Here is a 19,992-nt window from a genome sequence, read left to right as displayed (position 1 = left end):
AGGGACGACATAGATACAAGCGGCTCCAGCCGTTCCCGTTTCACGGTGAATGCCGGTGGAACTACAACGGTTCCCCTTAAGTGGGTTGGGTTCGATCCCCACTGCCAAAGGCTCTTGGGCCCGCGTGCAGAGCGTTCCACCACCTTCGTCACCGCACCTTTTTCAGCAGGCATGCAGTGCCTACCCATCACGCTAGGAAACATTATGGATACTACGATCAACTACGACCTCATCCACGGGGAGGGGCACGCTCCGATCAAGACGTGGACGCGCGGCGTTCCGCTTGAGGACCAGGCCCGCCAGCAGCTGCAGAACATCGCCCGGCTCCCCTTTATCCATGAGCACATCGCAGTGATGCCGGACGTGCACCTGGGCAAGGGTGCGACGGTGGGCTCGGTTGTGCCGACGATCGGCGCCATCATCCCGGCCGCCGTGGGCGTTGACATAGGCTGCGGCATGATCGCCGCGCGCACCACGCTTACCGCTGAGGACCTACCGGACAACCTTGCCGCGTTGCGCAGCGCCATCGAGCGCGCCGTGCCGCACGGCCGCACCGTGGGTCGCGGCAAGCGCGACAAGGGGTCGTGGGACACGCCGCCACAGCGGGCGGCAGAAGGCTGGTCGACGCTGTCGGAGGACTTCAAGCGCATCACCGAGCGCCATGCGCGCCTGAAGAACACTAACAACCTCCAGCACCTGGGTACGCTCGGCACGGGCAACCACTTCGTCGAGGTCTGCCTCGACGAGGAGAACCGAGTTTGGTTCATGCTGCACTCGGGCTCGCGTGGCGTGGGCAACGCTATTGGCACGCACTTTATTGAGCTCGCCAAGCAGGACATGCGCCGTCACATGATCAACCTGCCGGACGAGGATCTGGCCTACCTCCCGGAGGGCAGCGAGCACTATGAAGACTACGTTTTCGCCGTCGAGTGGGCGCAGCGCTACGCCCGCACGAACCGCCAGATCATGATGCAGCACGTGGTGGACGCTGCGCGCGGCGTGATCGCCAAGCCGTTCGACGCCGCGGCTGAGGCGGTGAACTGCCACCACAACTACGTCAGTCGTGAGCACCACTTCGGAAAGGATGTCTTCGTGACCCGCAAGGGCGCGGTGAGTGCAAGAAAGGGGGAGCTCGGCATCATCCCGGGCAGCATGGGAGCCAAGAGCTTCATCGTACGCGGCTTGGGCAATGCCGACAGCTTCCACAGCTGCAGCCACGGCGCCGGCCGCGTCATGAGCCGCACCCAGGCGCGAAAGCTGATCACAGTCGAGGAGCATGCAAGGGCTACCGCGCACGTGGAGTGCCGCAAAGACGCGGAGGTGGTGGATGAGTCGCCGCGCGCATACAAGTGCATCGAGGCGGTCATGGAGGCGCAGAAGGACTTGGTGGAGATCGTCCACACGCTGCGCCAGGTGGTCTGCGTGAAGGGCTGACGCCCCGGGGCCTTCCCTCGGATAATGGAAATGGAATCCGGGTGGCGCACGCCGCCCGGACAGGATGGAAACGCATGGAACTTCTACAACTCGATGGCAGCCAGGGCGGCGGGCAACTGCTGCGCTCGGCGCTGACACTCAGCCTGTGCACCGGCACGGGCTTTCTCATGGAGGGTATCCGCGCCGGTCGGCCCCGCCCGGGGCTAATGCGCCAGCACCTGACCGCCGTGCAGGCCGCCTGTGCAATCAGCGGGGGTGAGATTCAGGGCGCAACGCTCGGCTCCACCACATTGCGCTTCGTGCCCGGTCCGGTAACGGCTGGCGAGTATACCTTCGTCATTGGCACGGCCGGGTCGACGATGCTCGTTCTGCAGACGCTGCTGCCCGCCTTCTGGCAGGCCCGTGGTGCCACGCGCCTGCGGTTGGAGGGCGGTACGCACAACCCGCTGGCACCGAACGCAGATTTCATCGCGGAAACCTACCTGCCGGCGCTGCGCCGCATTGGCGTCTGCGCGAGCGTTGAACTCGAGAGCCACGGCTTCTATCCCGCCGGCGGCGGCGCGGTGACCGCGTCCGTTGAGCCTTGCACGAAGCTCGAGCAGACCGTGTTCGCCTCGCGCGGTAGCCTTGTCAGCATCCGCGCCACAGCGCTGATGTCGGCTTTGTCGGCAAGTATCGGACGCCGCGAGTTGTTCGTGCTGGGCAAGCGACTCGACCTGTCCGAGGAAGACCTGGAGCTGCGGAGCGTCCGCCCCGCGACCGGTCCGGGCAACGCGGTGCTCGTGCGCGTGGAACACGAAGACCACGTGGAGCTGTTCACGGGCTATGGCGAGCGCGGCGTCGCGGCCGAGAAGGTAGCCGAGAGAGTGGCGACCGCCGTCAGGCACTACCTGGACTCGCAGGCCTGCGTAAGCGAGCACTTGGCGGACCAGCTCCTGCTGCCGATGGCACTGGCCGGCGGCGGCGAGTTCACTACCTGCACCGCGAGCGACCACCTCACCAGCAATGCGGCACTCATAGAGAAGTTCCTCCCGGTTGAGATCAGCTGGAAGTCCGACGGCGAGGCATGGCGGGTACGTGTCGACCTATGACTCGATGGGTCGGGTCGCTACGGGGGAACGGGCACTGAAACGCTTCAAGTTGAGTTATCAGGTATTAGTACGGCCGGCTCGAAAATGTCATCCCAGCAAGCATCGGCCATTAGGTGAAGACCACCTCGCTCTGTAATTCACACCATGGGCGGTGACAGGAAACATTGTCTGCTTTGGATCGACAGTGCACCTCGGCATGGAAGCAGTGACCTCCGGGCCATCCGCGGCTGGCGATTGCACGTGCCGGTCGCTCTCCACTGCACCGAGTCCGTAAGAAAACCCCTACCCCACAACGCGGCGTTCGCTGATTTCCAAGGCCCCGCCCGCCCCGCGATGATCTCCCTGCCCCGTCAATGACGACGGGTGCCTACCCAACAAGGAGATCGACCATGTCCCAGAACCTCGTATCCCTCGACATCACCGACGCCCAGGTGACCGCCGCCCTCGACGCCCTGACCGCACTCGAGAACGCGCTCACCGGCCTCATCTCCCTGGACAACGACGAACGCCGGCGCCTGAGCAAGATGGGCCCCAAGTCCGAGTTCTTCTGCCGCCAGACCCTCAACGTCCTGGGCCAGAACCCGCAGATCATCCCGCCCAGCCTGGGCCTGGCCGACGCCCAGGCCGACCTGGTCGCTCTGGACCGCCTGCGTCCGGTCCTGGACCGCCTGCAACGCATCGCCGAACGCGGCGCCGACACCGAGACCGCCCTGGGCAGCGACATCATGGACGTGGCCCGCGAAGGCTACGGCCTGCTGCAGGTCTCCGGCAGCCACCAGGGCCTGGACGCCGCCCGCAGGGAACTGTCCAGCCGCTGGGCCAAGACCCGCCGCACTCCCGAACCGCCCAGCGCCTGAGACGTTTACTCCTTTTCGTCCCAGGCAAGGGCAGGAAGCCGCCTTCGGGCGGCTTTCTTTTTGCCCCGGAATAAGACGTCCGGAAGCCCGGAAAGACGTTTGGGAAGTTGAGAAGCAGTTCGCGAATCCCGGATTACCTTTCCGGAAGCCGGCAAAGCCCTTCCCGAATCCCGGATCGCTGTTCCGGAAAGCAAAAAAGCCTTTCCGGAATCACTCGCCGGCATTCGGGAATGCCAAATCATCATTCCGGAAGGCCAAATAGTCATTCCCGAATACCAAATAGTCATTCCGGAAAGCCAAATCGTCATTCCCGAACAGCAAATAGTCATTCCGGAAAGCCGAATCTTCATTCCCGAACAGCAAATCGTCATTCCCGATAGCGGAATTGCTTCATCGGAATCCCTTTTTTGCCTTCCGGAAGGCAAAAAAGCCTCATCCGGGGCGCCGCGCGCTGCCGCCGCGTGCCGGCAACGCCGTCGCCTCCCGCTGTCCTGTCGCCGCCAGGCCCTGCGTTAGCGAGGGAAACCCCTGCGCCTCTGGCATCCTGCCGCCCGAACCTGCAACCCGGCTGCCAGGCGCGTGCGCCGCCCCCTGCCCATTGCCGAGGATGACCCGCCATGCCCGCGACGCGCCGCGCCCCCCTCATCGCGGCAACGGCAGGCGTCATCGGGGTCGCCGTGATCCTGCTGGTGGCCGCCGATCCTGCCTCGCATCGCGCATCGCCCGCGGCTTCCCTGCCCTTGCAGGCCGCATCGACCACGCCGGCGGAGGTGGACGCCTCCGGGTTCACCTACGACCAGGACAAGGCCTTGCTGGCGCCCGCCTACGGTGCCCTGCCATCGGTCGGCGAAGTCCGCACGCAGGCGGGCACCGGTGCGCCGATCAAGCGCATCGCCAAGGGCGGCCTGGTCGTGTATTCGCGCTACACCCCGGTGAGCATCGACAACAAGCTCATCGTCATCCACGGCGAGAACAGCACCAGCGCGCGCATCGAGGAGCTGGCGACCGGCAAGGTGGTGCGCGAGCTGCCGGACATCGGCGAGGAGAACGAGATCCGCTGGCACTACGGCGCCGACGCGCCGTCGCGTTTCTACTACGTGCGCGGCATGGAATTCCGGCAGAGGGACGCGATCACCGGCAAGGATGCGCTGGTGCGCGACTTCACGCCGCAATGGCCGACCGGCTCGCAACTGTTCACCGACGTGGAAGGCGACAGCTCCAATGACAGCCGCTATTGGTGCTGGATGGTGCGGCGCGAAGTGGACGAGGGGCCGTACCCGGTCGAACAGCTGGTCAGCTACGACCGCGTCACCGATACGCTGCACACGGCCGACGCCGCCAAACTCGGCCGCGCCGACCTGGGGCGCCCCAACACCATCGAGGCCTCGCCCGATGGTGGTGCCTGCGTGATCCACTGGGGCGCCGGGGAAGGCAGGCCGCAGGCCTGGAAGCGCGACTTCAGCGCCAAGATCCGCGACGTCGCCGTCGACGAGACGCACACGGGCTGGATCCTCGATTCGGCCGGTGACTCGTGGTTCGTGTCGCAGAACAACCAGAGCGACTGGATTGAAGCGGTGAACCTGCGCACGGGCCAGGTGCGCAAGCTGGTCTATCACGGCGACATCGGCTGGGACAACGGCATGCACTTTTCCAAGAGCTACGTGATGCGCGACTACGTGCTGCTGTCGACCTGCAGCGCAACCAACGCGATCTGGGGCGAGAACCAGCTGGTGATGCTGGGGCTGGACGGCCGCATCCTGCGCATCGCCCACACCCACAATGCCTATCCGGGCGACGAGCCCTATCGCAACGAGGCCGCCGCCGCGATGTCGTTCGACGGTCGCGGCATCTACTGGACCAGCAACTGGGGCGACGGCACGCGCACGCGCGATGTGTACGGGATCGAGCTGCCCGCGGAGTGGTGGACCAGACGCAGGTAAGAGGGGTGAAGCGCAGGGGCGCTCGCTGGGCTGAGGATGGCACGCGGCACTGCCGGGATGCCGCCCGCCAATTGCATGTCGAATTCAGCCCCATGGGGCGGGCCCCGGCCCACCATTGCCCACCCTCAGCCACTCCCGCATCAAAGCGGAGATCTCCAACGGTTGTCGCCCCGCAGCCCACCGCCGAAAGCAGGCGCGATCCTGGACGCTGGGCTACCAGTCTGCGCAACCCCGATCACGATTCCATGCACGGCCACCCACCGCATAAGCGGTAGGATCATCAATCAGGGGCATCAGGCCGGGACGGAATCGGCCATGCCTGGTCTGCCCGGTCTGCCCGGCCAGGTCGCCAAGACCCATCTGCCTGCCAGGCAGTCGGGCTTCACCGAGGACAGGAGCCACGCATGCAAGAGGCTGTGTTCCCACCGAAGAACATCCTGGTCGCCACCGACCTGTCCGCGCACAGTGACCGCGCGCTGGACCGGGGCCTGCAGCTCGCCGGGCAATGGGGTGCACAACTCAAGATCCTGTATGTGGTCGAACCCGATCCGGTGGCGACCGGCGCCGTTCCTGATCCGGCGCAGCCGCCAGCGGCTTTCCATTACCCGGCCGACGAAGCCACCCGGCTGCTCGGATACGACGTGGAGCGCCTGGGTACCGACGCGACCATCCTCACCCGGGTCGGGAACCCGATCGACACCATCATGGACGTTGCCCACCACGAGCAGATCGATCTTGTGGTGATCGGCACCGCGTGCAGTGAAGGCGTGCACCGGCCCGTGCTTGGGAAGGTCGCCGAGCACATCGTCCGCAAGTGCCCGACCTCGGTGCTGGTCGTCAAGACGCGTCCGCGTGGACCCTACAGGCATGTACTGGTAGGCACCGACCTGACCGAGGAGTCGAGGGACGCGCTGACGGCATCGCTTGCCTATTTCCCCGGATCAAGCGTGATGGTGATGCGCGCCTTCGAAGGCCCTTATCGTTTCCTGCTTTCGGAAGAGGACACCCGGCATATCAGCGATAGCGAGACCGCCGCCCTGGCCAAGTTCCTGGGCAGGAGCGAGCTGGGCGCCGAAGACCAGGCGCGCGTGCACACCACCGTTGAGAACGGCCAGGCGTCGGCCATGCTGAGTCGGTATGCGCGGACCAGGGGCGCCGACCTGACGGTGGTGGGATCGTTCAACCGCGGCATGCTGTTCCATGTGGTCCTGGGCGGCAACACCAGGCGCATTGTGGAAGCCGTTGCCAATGACGTCCTGGTGATCCGCGCGACTCGCGACAGCACTTCAGGATCGGACAACAACGAGGGAGATAGGGCATGAGTGCAGTCAGGTTGGGCGCGGCGTTCCTGGGGCATGGCACGCCCATGAATGCGTTGGACCAGAACCGCTATACGCAGACCTGGCAAGCGGTGGGGAAGTCGTTTCCACGTCCTCGCGCGATCCTCATGGTCTCGGCGCACTGGTATGTGAATGCCACCGCCGTCACGGCCATGCCACGGCCTAAAACCATCCACGACTTCTACGGCTTCCCCCAGGCGCTGTTCGACATCCAGTATCCCGCGCCCGGGCTTCCCTCCCTGTATGAGGAGATTGCCGAGATCGTCAAGCCGGAAGCCATCGGCGCCGACCATGACAGTTGGGGGCTGGACCACGGCGCATGGTCGGTTCTGCTGCACGCCTACCCGGCCGCCGATGTGCCGGTGGTGCAGCTTTCCCTCAATGCCCTGAAGCCGGCGCAATATCACTTCGACATGGGCGCCAGGTTGAGTGCGCTGAGCAGCCAGGGGGTGCTGGTGATCGGCAGCGGCAACATCGTCCACAACTTGCGGGCGATGGATCGGGACCACCCGGACGCGGCCTTTCCCTGGGCCCGCGCCTTCAACGAGGACGCACTCGCGGTGCTGACTTCCCGCCCCGAGGACGCGCCCGGTCTGGTGACGCTTCCCGGTTACGCCCAGGCCGCGCCCACGCCCGAGCATTTCCTGCCGGTGCTGTATCTGGCCGGGCATTTGGCCGCAATCGGCGTCAAGCCCGGCGTCCTGGTCGACGGCTACGCCTATGGCTCGCTTTCAATGACCAGCCTGGGTGTCGAGGTCCCCTGCCCACCCGCATCCGCCGACCTGCCCGGCGCGTCGCCACTGGGCACCTCGGTGCCGGGCGAGCAGAGCAACATCTAGACGGCTAGCCGAAGAGCCGGATTACGGCCACGGCCGTCATCGAACGGCCTAGAGCTGAGCCAGCTGAGCCGACTGGGCGCCCTGGCTTGCACGTTGGTACTTGAGTCCATGGAACCAAATTCCAACCGCGGCTGCAATCGCCTCCGAAGTGCCGAATCAAATCAGCGCGAATGGCCAGCCAGCGGTGATGCCAACGTCCGCCCACGCCCCAGGTCTCGCAGCCCCGGTGAACGGCTGGTATCGGCCAAAAGCGGACATTGCTACGCCTCGTCGCCCCACAGCTGCTTAGGGGCGTAGAACGCTGATATTCAAATCGTAGGTCTTGAGCGCGCTGAACAGCTGAAAAAGCATCGGTACGTACATTTCAGTAGCGGGGGCGCCCTGTATGCCACCAAGGTCAATGATGGCCTCATCAGGCCAACCGAACTCTTGCAAGAGGATCCGGACCGTTTTTTTTGCCGCGCCATCTTCGCCGGCGACGAATACGTTGTGAGTTCCCGGAATCCGAGCCGGATCTACCATTACCGTGAAGTGCATGGTGTTGAGAGTCTTCACCACGCGTGCGCCGGGGAACGCACGCTGAATCTGCTCGCCTAGGCTATCCGAAATCCCGAAGGACAACTTGGGCGGCCGGCCTTGGGAATAGTCGAGTGGGACCGCAAGGTCGACCAGAACCTTGCCTGCCAGATTGTCAACGCCTACTGCTTCGATTGCTTGCATGCAAATCGCGCCGGCTGTCGCGTTCAATATCACCTTTGAGCGCCCGCCGGCGTCGGCGAAGGTTAGGAGCCGGATGTCAGGGTGTGCCTTGAGCCACTGCGAAAACGGAGCAGTCCCCTTGGCGTCAGCCTCCGTGCGCGACAGTGTTTGCTCGACGTCACGGGTTCCGACGACTACATCGTGGCCGCCCTCGCGGAGCCGAGCCGCAAGCGCGCGGCCAACCATGCCCGTGCCTAGAACTGCAATCTTCATTTTATTCCTCTTCTTGTCCGTTAGCGCTTCTGCCATGCCTACGGCTTCACCATGACCTTGATCGACTCGCGTGCATCCATTGCACGGTACCCATCGGGCACGCCCTGCAGGTCGACTACTCGGTCGAACACCAGACCGGGCTCGATGCGGCCTTCTAGGACGTCGGACAACAGCTCGGCGATGTAAGCGCGTACGGGCGCAGGGCCGCCGCCAACGCTGATGTTGCGGTAGAACATCGGTTGCGCGCCCGGGATCGTGTCGTAGTGAGGGACACCCACGCGTCCGATCGCACCGCCGGGGCGCACGATGTCCAGGGCGGTGGCCATCGACTGTTCGCTGCCGACGCACTCGAGCACGGCGTGCGTACCGAAACCGCCGGTGAGCTCGCGCACCCGCTCGACCCCCGCTTGGCCGCGCTCCGGCACGCAGTCGGTGGCGCCAAAGCGTCGCGCCAGCGCGAGCCGATCCGGATGCCGGCCGAGCATGATGATCTGCTCAGCGCCCAGGCGCTTGGCCGCAATGACGCCACACAGGCCCACTGCGCCGTCACCGATCACCGCTGCACGCTTGCCCGGGCCGACGCGAGCGCCAAGGGCCGCGTGGTGACCGGTGCCCATCACATCGGACAAGCTCAACAGGGAGGCAAGGAGGGAGTCATCACCGGCAGGAAGCGGGTACAGCGTGCCGTCCGCCTGCGGGATCCGAAGCGCCTCGGCTTGTGCGCCCTCGGTGTGCATCCCGAAGAATCCGCCGTGTACGCAGGAGGTCTGCAGGCCGTCGTGGCAGAAGTCGCACGTACCATCAGAGAAGGCGAACGGCATGATCACGAAGTCGCCTACCTTGATGCGGCGCACCTCGGACCCCACCGCCTCGACGATTCCGATGGCTTCGTGCCCCATGCGCGCCGCTCCGCTGCCGGCCGGTTTGTCGCGGTAGGGCCACAGGTCGCTGCCGCAGATGCACGCGCGGGCAACGCGCACCAGCGCATCGGTGCGCTCGCGCAATGTGGGATCGGGCACCTTCTCGACCCGGACGTCGCCGGCGCCGTACATGATGGTTGCAAGCATGGTTCTAAGACCTTTGCGGAAAAATACCTGGGATCACATCGAATAGCCGGGTTTCTTGAAGAGCTGTTCGGGCTTGCCGACGATGTCGGGGCGGTAGACCTTTTCGGCCCACTCGGCAGCCTGCACTTCCTCGAAGGCGACCGAGACGGAGTCGTCGCCGTAGCCCAGTACGCTGGTGACGCTCTCGGTGATGGCTTCCGCCAGTTTGGCTTTCTGCTGCGTGCTCTTTCCGGGCCACAGTTTCACGATGATGTGCGGCATGGACTTAACCTCTGACGTTGCCGACGCCGGCGAGATACTGCTCGTCGCTGACCTTTTCCATCCAAGTGACCACTTTTCCGTCCAAGGCTTCCTGGACGGCGATGTGCGTCATCGCCGAGTCCGGCGTCGCGCCATGCCAGTGCTTGTGATTCGGGGGGCACCAGATGATGTCGCCGGCGTTGATCTCCACGATCGGCTCGCCTTCGCACTGGGTCCAGCCCTTGCCGGAGATTACGAACAGGTTCTGGCCGAGCGGATGGGTGTGCCAAGCGGTGCGCGCACCCGGCTCGAAACTGACGATGGCGCCGGCCACACGGGATTCGCCTGTGCGTTGAAACTGCATGTCGATGCGGACGTTTCCGGTGAAGTATTCCGCCGGACCCGGCACGGAGGGGACAGTGCCTTTTCGAACGATTTCCATGGCTTTGACTCCAGAGGTTGGTGCAGTGGCCACGTCGTGGGCCGAAAACGAAACGCGGGCCTTCCCTAAACCCAAGGCGGCGCGCAGCTGGAAAGCGTCGTCCACGTGGCCCAGGCGCGTGTACGAGTAGCTTGACCGAAACGTCTCGTAGAAAACGACCACGGTTCGCGTCCCGTAGAGCATTACATCGCCGGCGTGAATGGTGCGCGGCCGGGTCGCTGCAGAAGGCAGTGGCTGCGCCAAATCGGCGTGCTTTTCATTGCCGTTGAGGTCGGCCATGTCGAGCGACAGGGGCAGCTGGGCGGCAAGAGCCCGCGCAGCCTGCGTGTCGGCCAGCGTGATGGCGAAGCGTCTCTTGCCAATGGTCATCCACATCCGCGCGTCCTCCGATTTGGAGTTTGTAGCGACCGGTGCCTGCGCCGCGGGTCGGCTCGCCTGGCAAACGCCGACGAGAAGGGCCAAACCTACCAAAGCGGCCAACCCGGCCCAGCGTGTCACGGTTGGGCCTCCGGCGAGATCCGGCCGGTTAGTGCGGTGAGGTACGCACCCACTAGCAGCACCGCTGCGCTGGCCATGAACGTACTTTGGTACCCGATGTGATCGAACAGCGCGCCGCCCATCGTCGAGCCCAAGGCAATGGCGAGTTGGATCACCGCCACCATCAAGCCGCCCCCGGCCTCGGCCTCGGCCGGCAAGGCCTGCGCGATCCAGCTCCACCAACCGACCGGTGCGGCGGTTGCGACCAGGCCCCACAGCGCGAGCAGTCCGGCCACAGGCCACACCCACGCGCTCAGCGGAATGAGCAGCAGGGCCAAACTTGCCATCAGCACGGGAATGCCGATAAGCACAGGGTACAGCCCACGCTTGAGCACCATCCCGATGAGGGTGGTGCCCACCAGGCCGGCGACGCCGATTCCCAGCAACAACAGCGAGAGCGTCGAGACGTCGACACGGGTCGCGGTTTCAAGAAACGGTCGCACGTAGGTGAACAGCGTGAACTGGCCCATGAAGAACAGTCCGCACGCGGCCATGCCCAGCACTACCACGCGATGCCGCAACAGCCCCAGTACGTTGCCGGTGCCCGCAGGGCCTTCCTGCCGCATTGCCGGCAGGCTGATCCACTGCCAGGCAAACGCGATTGCCGCGACGGGGACCAAGGCCAAGAATGCGCCGCGCCAGCCGATCAGCGCACCCAGGTAACTGCCCAAGGGCGCAGCGATCACTGTCGCCAACGCATTTCCGCCGTTTAAGATGGCTAGCGCCCGCGGCACCTGCGCCGGCGGGACGAGGCGCATTGCCGTGGCGGCGGACAGCGACCAGAAGCCGCCGATGACGATACCGATCAGCGCCCGGCCAGCCATGTAGGCCAGGTAGTTCGTCGCCAAGGCCACGACCGCTCCCGACAGCGCCATCAGGGCGGTCAGCGCCAGCAGCAGCTTCCTGCGATCCATGCGAGCCGCCAGCGCGGGGATTAGCAGACTGGTGATCACCGCGAAGGCGCCGGAGATGGCGATGCCATAACCGGCCTGGCCCTCGGTGACGCCCAGGCTGGCGGCCATGGGCGTGAGCAGGCTGACGGGCATGAACTCCGAGGCGATCAGTGCGAACACGCACAGCGACATGGCGAACACGCCGCCCCAGTGCACCGGCGGAGCCGGCGCATCGAGAGTTTCGAACTCAGGCGATAGGGTGATGGAAAGGCTCATGCGCAGGCTCTACTTCGCCGCCAGGTTCTGCGTAAAGAACGTGGTCAGCTTGTCGAAGGGGATCACGTCCACCCGGTCGTACAGGTCCGTGTGGTTGGCACCCGGAATGATCACCAATTCCTTCGGCTGGCCTGCGGCCGCATAGGCCGTCTCGCTGAAGTAGCGCGAGTGCGCCTTTTCGCCGTGGATGAACAGGATCGGGCGCGGCGAGATCTCCTTGATGTAGGTCAGGATGGGCATGTTCATGAAGGACAGCGGGTTAGTGACGGTCCACGACCCGTTCGAGTTGACCGAGCGCGGATGAAAGCCGCGCGGAGCCTTGTAGTACTCGTGGTAGTCGACCAGGAATTGCGCCTCGCCGCCCTTTAGCTCGTTCATGGGAGGCCCGTACGAAGGCGCACCCTTTTCGGCGTCGATCCAGCGCTGCCGGCCCAGCTGCTCCAGCGACTGCGTGCGCTGCTCGAGGGTGACGCTGTCGTTGTAGCCCTTCGACATGACGCGCGTCATGTCGTACATGGTGCTCGTCGCGACGGCCTTGACCCGCTTGTCGATCGCCGTGGCGCTCAACGCCATGCCACCCCAGCCGCAGATGCCGATGATGCCGATGCGCTCGCGGTCCACGTTCGCCTGCAGCCCGAGGAAATCGACGGCGGCGCTGAAGTCTTCGGTGTTGATGTCGGGCGAGGCAACATTGCGCGGCTCGCCGCCGCTCTCGCCGGTGTACGACGGATCGAACGCCAGGGTGATAAAGCCGCGCTCAGCCAGGGTCTGGGCATAGAGGCCCGAGGACTGCTCCTTCACCGCGCCAAAGGGTCCGCCAACGGCGATCGCCGCCAGCTTGCCGCGGGCGTTCTTGGGCTGGTACAGGTCCGCCGCCAGCGTGATGCCGTAGCGGTTCTTGAAGGTCACCTTGCGGTGATCGACGTTGTCGCTCCGGGGGAAGACCTTGTCCCAGTCCTGGGTCAGTTGCATGGGGGCGGCTCCATATGTCGTAGTTGGGGGTTGCGCGAAGGCCGGCGAGGCCCCGGCCAGGGCGGCCAGACAGGCGAGCGGCAGGAACGCGCGGCGTCCGAATTGCTTGAGATTCATGGCGATTTCTCCTGCCCTTGGATCAGGGTCGAGGAGCATTCTGCTCGCGCGCGATCCGTTTGATTAGCTGATCAATGCTTGTAAGCCCTATTAGTTTCCTTAATGAATAGGGCATGCCAGAATTCAGGCATGGCACGACGCAACCTCAACGACCTGGTGGCCTTTGTGACGGTCGCTCGCGAGGGCAGCTTCACGCGCGCCGGGGCCGTGCTTGGCGTATCCCAGTCCGCCCTGAGCCAAGCCATCAAGGCGCTGGAAGAGCGGCTGGAGATCCGCCTGCTCACGCGCTCGACGCGAAGCGTGTCGCCCACTCCGGCCGGGGAGCGGCTGCTCCGCGCCATCGGCAATCGCTTTGACGAGATCGAAGCAGAACTGGACGCGCTCACGGAACTGCGGGACAAACCCGCTGGTTCCGTGCGCATCACGAGCGGCGACCACGTCCTGCGGACGATCCTGCTTCCGAAATTGCTGCCGGTGATGCAGCGCTATCCGGACATCCATATCGAATTCGACGTCAGCTACGGCTTCCGGGACATCGTTGCGGACCGTTTCGACGCCGGCGTGCGCATGGGGGAAAGCATCGATAAGGACATGATCGCGATGCCGATCACTCCAAAGCTGCGCATGGCTGCGGTGGCTTCGCCGGCCTATTTCGAGAAGCACCCGATCCCGAAAGTGCCAGGCGATCTCACTGGGCACAACTGCATCAACATCCGGTTCCCGTCAGGTGGTCTTTATGTTTGGGAATTCGAGCGTCGCGGCCGCCAGTTGAACGTGCGAGTCGAAGGGCAGGCCGTTTTCAATACGTCGCCGCATATCGTGCTTGCAGCGCTGGATGGCGTGGGTGTCGCCTATCTGCCAGAAGAAGAGTTCGAGCCGCACATTCAGGATGGACGACTCGTTCGGGTGCTTCAGGATTGGTGCCCGCCGTTCCCGGGCTATCACCTCTACTACCCGAGTCGACGACAGCACTCACCCGCATTCGCGCTCGTCATCGAGGCCTTGCGGATCTGAGAATCAGCCACTGCATGTCCGCTTCGGGTCGGAAGCGGACATGGCAAAATGCACGGCGGGGCCAACCTACAGGTGGAAATGACCCGCGGCTTCCGGTTGGTAAAGCACTTTTCCAATGCGAATGCGGCGGGTCCGGTCCGGCATTCGCCAGTCGAGGGCATCGCCCTCCCTGTAGCCCAGGATTGCGGTGCCGATGCCCGAGGAAACCGACAGTTTCCCGGCACTGCGGTCCGCGTCCTCGGGGTAGACCAGCGTCACTTCGACTTCTTCGTCATCCAGCTGGAGCAAAGCTGTTGAGTTCATCGTGACGACATCACGCGGCACCTGCTCGGGATCGACGACGATGGCTCGCTCGATTTCATGCTCCAGCTCGAAAACAGCCGGATCCTGCGCGAATGCGACCAGAGTGCTGAGCCGGTCCTTGTCGATCTCGGTGATGTGGATCTCGGCGGCATGACCTGCAGGGGCTTCGCGCAGGAGCCGGCGATAGCGCTCCGAGTTCATGGCCAAGGACGTCAGGGCAGGCGTCTGGTTTTCAGGCAGGAATCCGCAGCGCTCGAAAGCCTTCAGCGAACGCGCGTTGTCCGGGTGGATCCTGGCAATGAGCTTCTCGGCCCGCATGTCCAGGAAGGCGAGCTTCATGCCTTCGCGGATCGCGGCGGCCCCGAGCTTGCGGCCCCAGTTGTGGCGGTCGCCGATGACCAGGACCATCTCGCAATCCGGTCCGCTCTTGACCAGGCGCACGAAACCCACGCGCGCGTCATGCCGGTCATAGGCCATGAAGAACCGGCCGCCCTGGTTGAAAAGATGGGTCAGGATCGGCAACTGGACCCGGCCGATGACCTGTTCGACGAACCGGGAGACATGGCGCGAATCGCTGAGGTGGCGGGTGACGCACTCGTCTTCCAGCCAGTCCATCAGGGTCAGCGCGTCTGCCCGGGTGATCTCCGGACACAGCGAAACAAAAGGCCTGTTCATCTTCACTCCTTTGGGAAGCAAGAATGAAAGCCCTTCATGGCCCCCGGCCATGACGGTTCTTTCGATAAACGATCATTTTAACCCGGGCCGCTGGCGCGGGCATTCGATGGCTTGCCTGACCCGTGCGTTCTACGCCCGCACGCCCCGGAAAGTCGACTCGAATCGACCCGGCGCGCTTTGGCTTCCGCGGTACTTCTGGCACGTTCCCGGCCCATGTTCGAGGTCTAGCGTGGCGGCACATCGACAACCGCAAGCGGTGGATCGGCATGTCAACACTCAAGCGCCGCCAGTTCCTTGGACTCGCCGCAGCGCTGGGCGCGACCCTGGCCTGGGGCTGCGCGGCCGTGCGCCCGTCAGCGAGCGGCTGGCGCGAGCGGCGTGACCTGTTTCCGCAAGGAGTGGCCTCGGGCGATCCCGACACCGACAGCGTGCTGCTGTGGACGCGACGCCCGTATGCGGACGGACGCGAGAGCGCAATGCTGACCGTCGAGGTGGCCGAGGATGCGGCGTTCACACGGGTGATCGCGACCACGTCGGCCAAGGTGCAGGCCGCATCCGACTGGACCTGCCGCGTGCTGGTCGGGCACCTGCTGCCGGCCCGCGAATACTGGTACCGCTTCGTCGACGAGGAAGGCAACGGCAGCAGGATCGGCCGCACGCTGACGGCGCCCGCACGCGACGATCCGCGGCCGGCGCGCTTCGCCTTCGTCAGTTGCCAGAGCATCCCCGAGGGATACCTAAATGCTTATAGGCGCATGATCTGGGAAGACGAGCGCGCTGCGCCCGCGGAGCGGATCGGCTTCGTGCTGCACCTGGGCGATTTCGTCTACGAAGTGGTGCAGTACCCCGAGCAGGTCAAGGACGGCAAGCGCTACGACCGCGCCATCACCTTCCCGATCAGGTTCCCCAAGGGCAAGACGGTCGCCAGGAACCGCTTCTGGGTCCCTGACTCGCTGGAGGACTACCGCACCCTCTACCACGCCTACCTGCAGGATCCGGATCTGCAGGATGCGCGCGCACGCTGGCCGTTCGTGTGCATCTGGGACAACCACGAGTTCTCCTGGAACGGCTGGCAGTCGATCCAGGAATTCGCGGGCACAGAGGGCTGGGTGCCCGCGCAGACGCTCAAGGTGGCAGCCAACCAGGCCTGGTTTGAATACCAGCCGGCGCGGGTGTTGCCGCCGGGGGCGAAGCTCGACAGCTTCGATGCGCCCGACGTCGTCGACACCAAGATCACCGGATTCGACGACGATGGCCTGGGTACCGAGGCCAACAACCTCGCCGCCATCAACAGCCTGATCGCGTACCGCACCCTGCGCTGGGGCCGGCACATCGACCTGCTGATCACCGACAACCGCAGTTTCCGCTCGCGCGATCCGGGCAATCACGACGAGATCAACCCGCTGTTCGAAGGCGACACCCTGGGCTTCGTCCCGGAGGAATTGTGGGCGCAGCTTGACGCCGGCCGCGACTACGCCAACGGCCATCCGCCGGCCAAGCTCACGATGGGCGACAGGAGCGTGGACAACTACGTTGCCGGCGCGGCCCCGCAGACGATGCTGGGGGCGAAGCAGAAAGCCTGGTTCCTCGAACGCCTGCGCAGCGCGACCGCCACCTGGAAGATCTGGGGCAATTCATTGGGCGCGCTCGACCAGCGCGTCGATCCGCAGAACCTGCCGCCGGAGATGGGCCGGTGGAAAGGCGCCGGCTACGGCCTCCTGGCCACCTACGACTGGGGCGGCATGTACCACGAGCGTGCCGAGATCTTCGATGCCGTGCGCGATGCCGGCATCACCGGATTTGCCATCGTCTCAGGCGATCGCCACAGCTTCTGGGCGGGCTACGCGGCCGCGGCCTTGCCGCCTGCCGCGTTCGAGCCGGTGGGCGTCAGCTTCGTGGGCGGCTCGCTGATTTCCCCGGGCATGGCCGAGGCCAACGAGTACAACCAGAACAAGGAAAACAATCCAACGCGTCCCTTGTACATCGCCGAGATCAACGGCGGGCCGCCGCAGTGCACCGCCAACCTGATGCTCCACCACGGCGTGCGCTCGGCACTGGAATACGCCGGCAGTGGCGACCTGGCGAAGGCGCATGCAGTGCGCAACCCGGACCTGGCCCCGCACCTTGAGTTCGTCGACATGGGTGGGCATGGCTACGCCACCGTGCGCGTCGACGCCGACGCGATGGTGACCGAGTTCGTCTGCATCCCGCGCCCGATCACACGCAGTGCAACCGACGACGGCGGGTCGCTGCGCTATCGCGTCCGCTTCGAGGTGCCGCTCTGGCAGGCGGGCGAGCGCCCCCGCATGCGGAAAACGGTCGTGGAAGGCGATGCCGGGCTGGCGGTATGACGCGAGTAATGCGTTGGTGATCCGATGTCCGCTTCGGGCCGGAAGGGGACGTTGGTCCGACGTCGTTACCCGGAGAGGCGAGCGACCGCCATCGAACACGAGCGGACAGGGACCCACGCCAGAATCAGGCTGAGCCGTGAAGCCGCTCCGGCTTGGATGACTTGTCAGACCTCTTCACTCGGCAAACCCGCTGCGCTGCCTCGCACACCAGCGGCAATACGTCGACGTTCCTTTCACTTGCGGGCGGCGCGTGCGCGTCTTCCGCCGTTGCGTTGCTTGGTCGCGAGACTTTGCGCGAACTCCGGGAAGGTCTCCTCCATCGGCGTCGCATCCGGCAGGATGTAGAACACCCCGCCCCGCTCGAACGTCGGACGGATGACCTGCTCGTAAAACTCGGGCGAGACGTTGATGCAGCCATGAGTCACGCGGTTGTCGTCGGGCGACGGCGATGCAAGGCGTTCCGGGCGTTTCTCGGCCGGCACGCCAGTAGCGGTGGGGTGGATGGAGACCGCGGAATCGTAGTCCACCCACAGCACGCGCCCCGCGTCTATTGAAGGACCGAAACCACCCACGAAGCGACCCGCAGGCGTGGTGCGATCCCGGCCCGGAATCTCGCGAAGCGCCAGACCCGCGACGCCAGGTGCCGCATGATCGCCGATCGCCGAACCAAAGAGCCCAGGTGCGGCGCCACGAAGACGGCCGTCGCCGCCGAACACGAGTATCTGCGCGGCGGCCTTGTCTATGACCGCGAACGGATAGCCTTGGCTGTCCTTGGCGGCGACAACCCAGCCCGCGAGCTCAATCACCGTGCCGGACACATCCTGGCCTTGCGGAAGCTGGTCGACGGCGGCGACCGGTTTGCCGGCGGCTTCCTCGGCGCTGGCGGCGTCGAAGCTCGTGAACGCCAGCGCCATCGCCAGCGCAGCAAAAACGGCCCGGATTACAGGGTGTATGCAGTTACTGATGGGATGGTTCCTTGGAACAAAGACGGGATGAAGATGAGGAAACCGGTGGCCAGCGAAGGCCACCGGATCACGGTTCAGACCGTTCGTCGCAAATTGTGCAAAAAGCGACTACCCGCGCGGCTTGCGGCCCGGCGCCGCTTCGAGCTGCTGGACGCGACCTTCGATTTGATCCAGACGTTGGTTGGCCTGCTGCGCGGACTGATTGGCGGATTCGGCGCTCTGGGCCGCGCTCTGTACCTTCGTGTCGAGCTGATCGAGGCGTGAGTTGATACGTGCAAAGTCTTCTTTATAGGTGGCGCAGGAGGCAAGACCCAAGGTGGCGACGAGCGCCACGCCGAGCGTACGCGCCATCACCAGATGTTGCTTGGTCATAAACATTCCATTTCTCCTTCGTCGGGGGAGTCGGGAATATAACGGCCTTTTTTTGCCGAAGCCATGATCCGCCTTTAGCTGAGGTTGGGATATGTAGATGGATTGTTAAGAGGTGGCCGGCGGTAATAGTTGCGGTCTGAATCGATCTGCTACCTCGCCAATTCGCAGCATTCGTCGACTATCGCAGGCTTGTCGCAGTCGCCGCTTCCTACCGAGGTGACAGTAGACCTTGATGAGCGAGCCGTTTTGCGCCGGCTGATCTCCAGGCACTTTTTCGACTTCTCCCGATTCATCTGCAAGGAACGCCATGGCGGTCACATAATTTCCCCCGGCATTACTACTGCACCGCGCCCGATGTCGCTCAGGGTCGCAAGCGGATGTCGACTGACCACATCAGACGACATATCGGCACGCGGGAGGACGGTGACAGCGGGCCAGCACGGGCACCAGGGGTTAGGTCCGTGGCGGCGGAGGCTTTACCTTAGGGGCATGAACGATCCACTCCCCTCGCCCACTTCTGCTCTGTCGAGCAGGACACTCCTGGCCCTGACCGAGGCCCTGGAAAATACCTTTGATGCTTCTGCATGGGCCACGCTGGGCCTGGCACTTGATATGCCGCAGTTGGGTGATCCGGAAGAGCGCCTGCAGGAATCGCTGCGCCTCCGCGACGATGACTACGGCTACTTCGTCGCACAGTTCCTCAGACACCTCCAGGCCGAGAGGCCCAGCGCCCTCCACGACATAGCCTGTCTCCCCAGGGTGAGTACATGGCTGCATTCGAATGCTCCGGAAGCTGCCCAGGCACTTGGTTTGGGCCAACAGCAAGCTGCCCGTTCCCAGAAGCCGGTGTCGGCGGGCGACGCCGTGGACCAGGCGTTGAAGGATGCCCACAACCCACTTGGCACCAATGGCGCGGTCGGCGGTGTGGACCAGGTCCATACGGCGATTCACGGGTATCTGCGTGATGCCTGTTCCCGGGCTGGTCTGCCGGTTGCTGACGATGCAAGCGTCGCCCAACTGTTCAAGTCATTGCGCAGCGGGCATCCGGACCTGGTGAGGCTTGACCAGCACGAGCCCCAGGTCGGCAATGCATTGACGTCCCTGGCTGAGGCCGTTACCGCGCTCGGCGGGTTGCGGAACGTGGCGCCGATCCCCGGACAGGATCAGGTGTCAATGCAGGAAGAGGCCAGGCTTGCGGTCAACCTGGTACGGACTCTGTTCGACTATCTAAGAGCCCGACTGTAGGTGGATCGAGCGGACACACCGCACTTTGGCCCCGACTTGTGGCAAGTAAC

General features: G+C 64.6%; 18 protein-coding genes. 9 read left to right on the top strand and 9 right to left on the bottom strand.

Going from position 1 to position 19,992, the window contains the following annotated elements; genetic code table 11:
* Positions 1-204: 204 nt before the first annotated feature.
* The 6 genes from DT603_RS04975 to ygiD all read left to right on the top strand — a co-directional run bounded on the left by DT603_RS04975 (position 205) and on the right by ygiD (position 7,501).
* A complete protein-coding gene (locus tag DT603_RS04975; protein ID WP_162348733.1) occupies positions 205-1,434 on the top strand; it encodes an RtcB family protein in 1,230 nt (409 codons plus the stop codon).
* Between the two features lie 74 nt (positions 1,435-1,508).
* Entirely contained in the window at positions 1,509-2,525 is a 1,017-nt protein-coding gene (gene rtcA, locus DT603_RS04970; protein ID WP_162348732.1) for an RNA 3'-terminal phosphate cyclase, read from the top strand.
* Positions 2,526-2,914: 389 nt separating this feature from the next.
* Positions 2,915-3,382 carry a hypothetical protein gene (locus DT603_RS04965; protein WP_162348731.1) on the top strand — a complete coding sequence of 156 codons (468 nt, stop codon included), beginning with the start codon at positions 2,915-2,917 and terminating at the stop codon, positions 3,380-3,382.
* Positions 3,383-3,999: 617 nt separating this feature from the next.
* Complete coding sequence (locus DT603_RS04960) at positions 4,000-5,322, top strand: hypothetical protein (protein ID WP_162348730.1); 1,323 nt, start codon at positions 4,000-4,002, stop codon at positions 5,320-5,322.
* Positions 5,323-5,726: 404 nt separating this feature from the next.
* Entirely contained in the window at positions 5,727-6,644 is a 918-nt protein-coding gene (locus DT603_RS04955; protein ID WP_162348729.1) for a universal stress protein, read from the top strand.
* Positions 6,641-7,501 carry a 4,5-DOPA-extradiol-dioxygenase gene (gene ygiD / locus DT603_RS04950; protein ID WP_162348728.1) on the top strand — a complete coding sequence of 287 codons (861 nt, stop codon included), beginning with the start codon at positions 6,641-6,643 and terminating at the stop codon, positions 7,499-7,501. Before DT603_RS04955 ends, ygiD begins: the two co-directional genes overlap by 4 nt.
* Before the next feature lie 285 nt (positions 7,502-7,786).
* Here ygiD and DT603_RS04945 read toward each other — a convergent pair whose 3' ends face one another.
* The 6 genes from DT603_RS04945 to DT603_RS04920 all read right to left on the bottom strand — a co-directional run bounded on the left by DT603_RS04945 (position 7,787) and on the right by DT603_RS04920 (position 13,017).
* Positions 7,787-8,473, bottom strand: coding sequence for an NADPH-dependent F420 reductase (locus DT603_RS04945; RefSeq protein WP_162348727.1), 687 nt, complete (start codon positions 8,471-8,473; stop codon positions 7,787-7,789).
* 38 nt (positions 8,474-8,511) lie between these two features.
* Positions 8,512-9,540 carry a zinc-dependent alcohol dehydrogenase family protein gene (locus DT603_RS04940; protein ID WP_211368276.1) on the bottom strand — a complete coding sequence of 343 codons (1,029 nt, stop codon included), beginning with the start codon at positions 9,538-9,540 and terminating at the stop codon, positions 8,512-8,514.
* A 33-nt stretch (positions 9,541-9,573) separates the two neighbouring features.
* On the bottom strand, positions 9,574-9,801 hold the full coding sequence (locus DT603_RS04935; protein WP_162348726.1) for a tautomerase family protein: 228 nt from the start codon (positions 9,799-9,801) through the stop codon (positions 9,574-9,576).
* 4 nt (positions 9,802-9,805) lie between these two features.
* Positions 9,806-10,591 carry a (R)-mandelonitrile lyase gene (locus DT603_RS16240; RefSeq protein ID WP_162348725.1) on the bottom strand — a complete coding sequence of 262 codons (786 nt, stop codon included), beginning with the start codon at positions 10,589-10,591 and terminating at the stop codon, positions 9,806-9,808.
* Between the two features lie 125 nt (positions 10,592-10,716).
* On the bottom strand, positions 10,717-11,928 hold the full coding sequence (locus DT603_RS04925; protein ID WP_162348724.1) for an MFS transporter: 1,212 nt from the start codon (positions 11,926-11,928) through the stop codon (positions 10,717-10,719).
* A 9-nt stretch (positions 11,929-11,937) separates the two neighbouring features.
* Positions 11,938-13,017 (bottom strand): alpha/beta hydrolase, encoded by a 1,080-nt coding sequence (locus tag DT603_RS04920; protein ID WP_246191562.1) that lies wholly within the window; start codon positions 13,015-13,017, stop codon positions 11,938-11,940.
* Between the two features lie 129 nt (positions 13,018-13,146).
* On the opposite strand from DT603_RS04920, the gene DT603_RS04915 reads away from it, so the two are divergent.
* On the top strand, positions 13,147-14,031 hold the full coding sequence (locus DT603_RS04915; protein WP_162348723.1) for a LysR family transcriptional regulator: 885 nt from the start codon (positions 13,147-13,149) through the stop codon (positions 14,029-14,031).
* A 66-nt stretch (positions 14,032-14,097) separates the two neighbouring features.
* On the opposite strand, the gene DT603_RS04910 is transcribed toward DT603_RS04915, so the two are convergent.
* Positions 14,098-15,009 carry a bifunctional GNAT family N-acetyltransferase/nucleoside diphosphate kinase regulator gene (locus DT603_RS04910; protein ID WP_162348722.1) on the bottom strand — a complete coding sequence of 304 codons (912 nt, stop codon included), beginning with the start codon at positions 15,007-15,009 and terminating at the stop codon, positions 14,098-14,100.
* A 266-nt stretch (positions 15,010-15,275) separates the two neighbouring features.
* Between DT603_RS04910 and DT603_RS04905 the strand changes: the two genes are divergently transcribed.
* Complete coding sequence (locus DT603_RS04905; RefSeq protein WP_162348721.1) at positions 15,276-17,360, top strand: alkaline phosphatase D family protein; 2,085 nt, start codon at positions 15,276-15,278, stop codon at positions 17,358-17,360.
* A gap of 233 nt (positions 17,361-17,593) precedes the next feature.
* On the opposite strand, the gene DT603_RS04900 is transcribed toward DT603_RS04905, so the two are convergent.
* Both DT603_RS04900 and DT603_RS04895 read right to left on the bottom strand, forming a co-directional pair.
* A complete protein-coding gene (locus DT603_RS04900) occupies positions 17,594-18,274 on the bottom strand; it encodes a L,D-transpeptidase (RefSeq protein ID WP_162348720.1) in 681 nt (226 codons plus the stop codon).
* 159 nt (positions 18,275-18,433) lie between these two features.
* Complete coding sequence (locus DT603_RS04895; protein ID WP_162348719.1) at positions 18,434-18,703, bottom strand: hypothetical protein; 270 nt, start codon at positions 18,701-18,703, stop codon at positions 18,434-18,436.
* A gap of 483 nt (positions 18,704-19,186) precedes the next feature.
* Between DT603_RS04895 and DT603_RS04890 the strand changes: the two genes are divergently transcribed.
* On the top strand, positions 19,187-19,942 hold the full coding sequence (locus tag DT603_RS04890; protein WP_162348718.1) for an abortive infection family protein: 756 nt from the start codon (positions 19,187-19,189) through the stop codon (positions 19,940-19,942).
* Positions 19,943-19,992: the final 50 nt, after the last annotated feature.

Source organism: Pseudoxanthomonas gei (assembly GCF_010119615.1).
Lineage (GTDB): Bacteria > Pseudomonadota > Gammaproteobacteria > Xanthomonadales > Xanthomonadaceae > Pseudoxanthomonas_A > Pseudoxanthomonas_A gei.
Note: the sequence above shows the minus strand (reverse complement) of the source record. Positions and strands in the feature narration are given on the sequence as shown.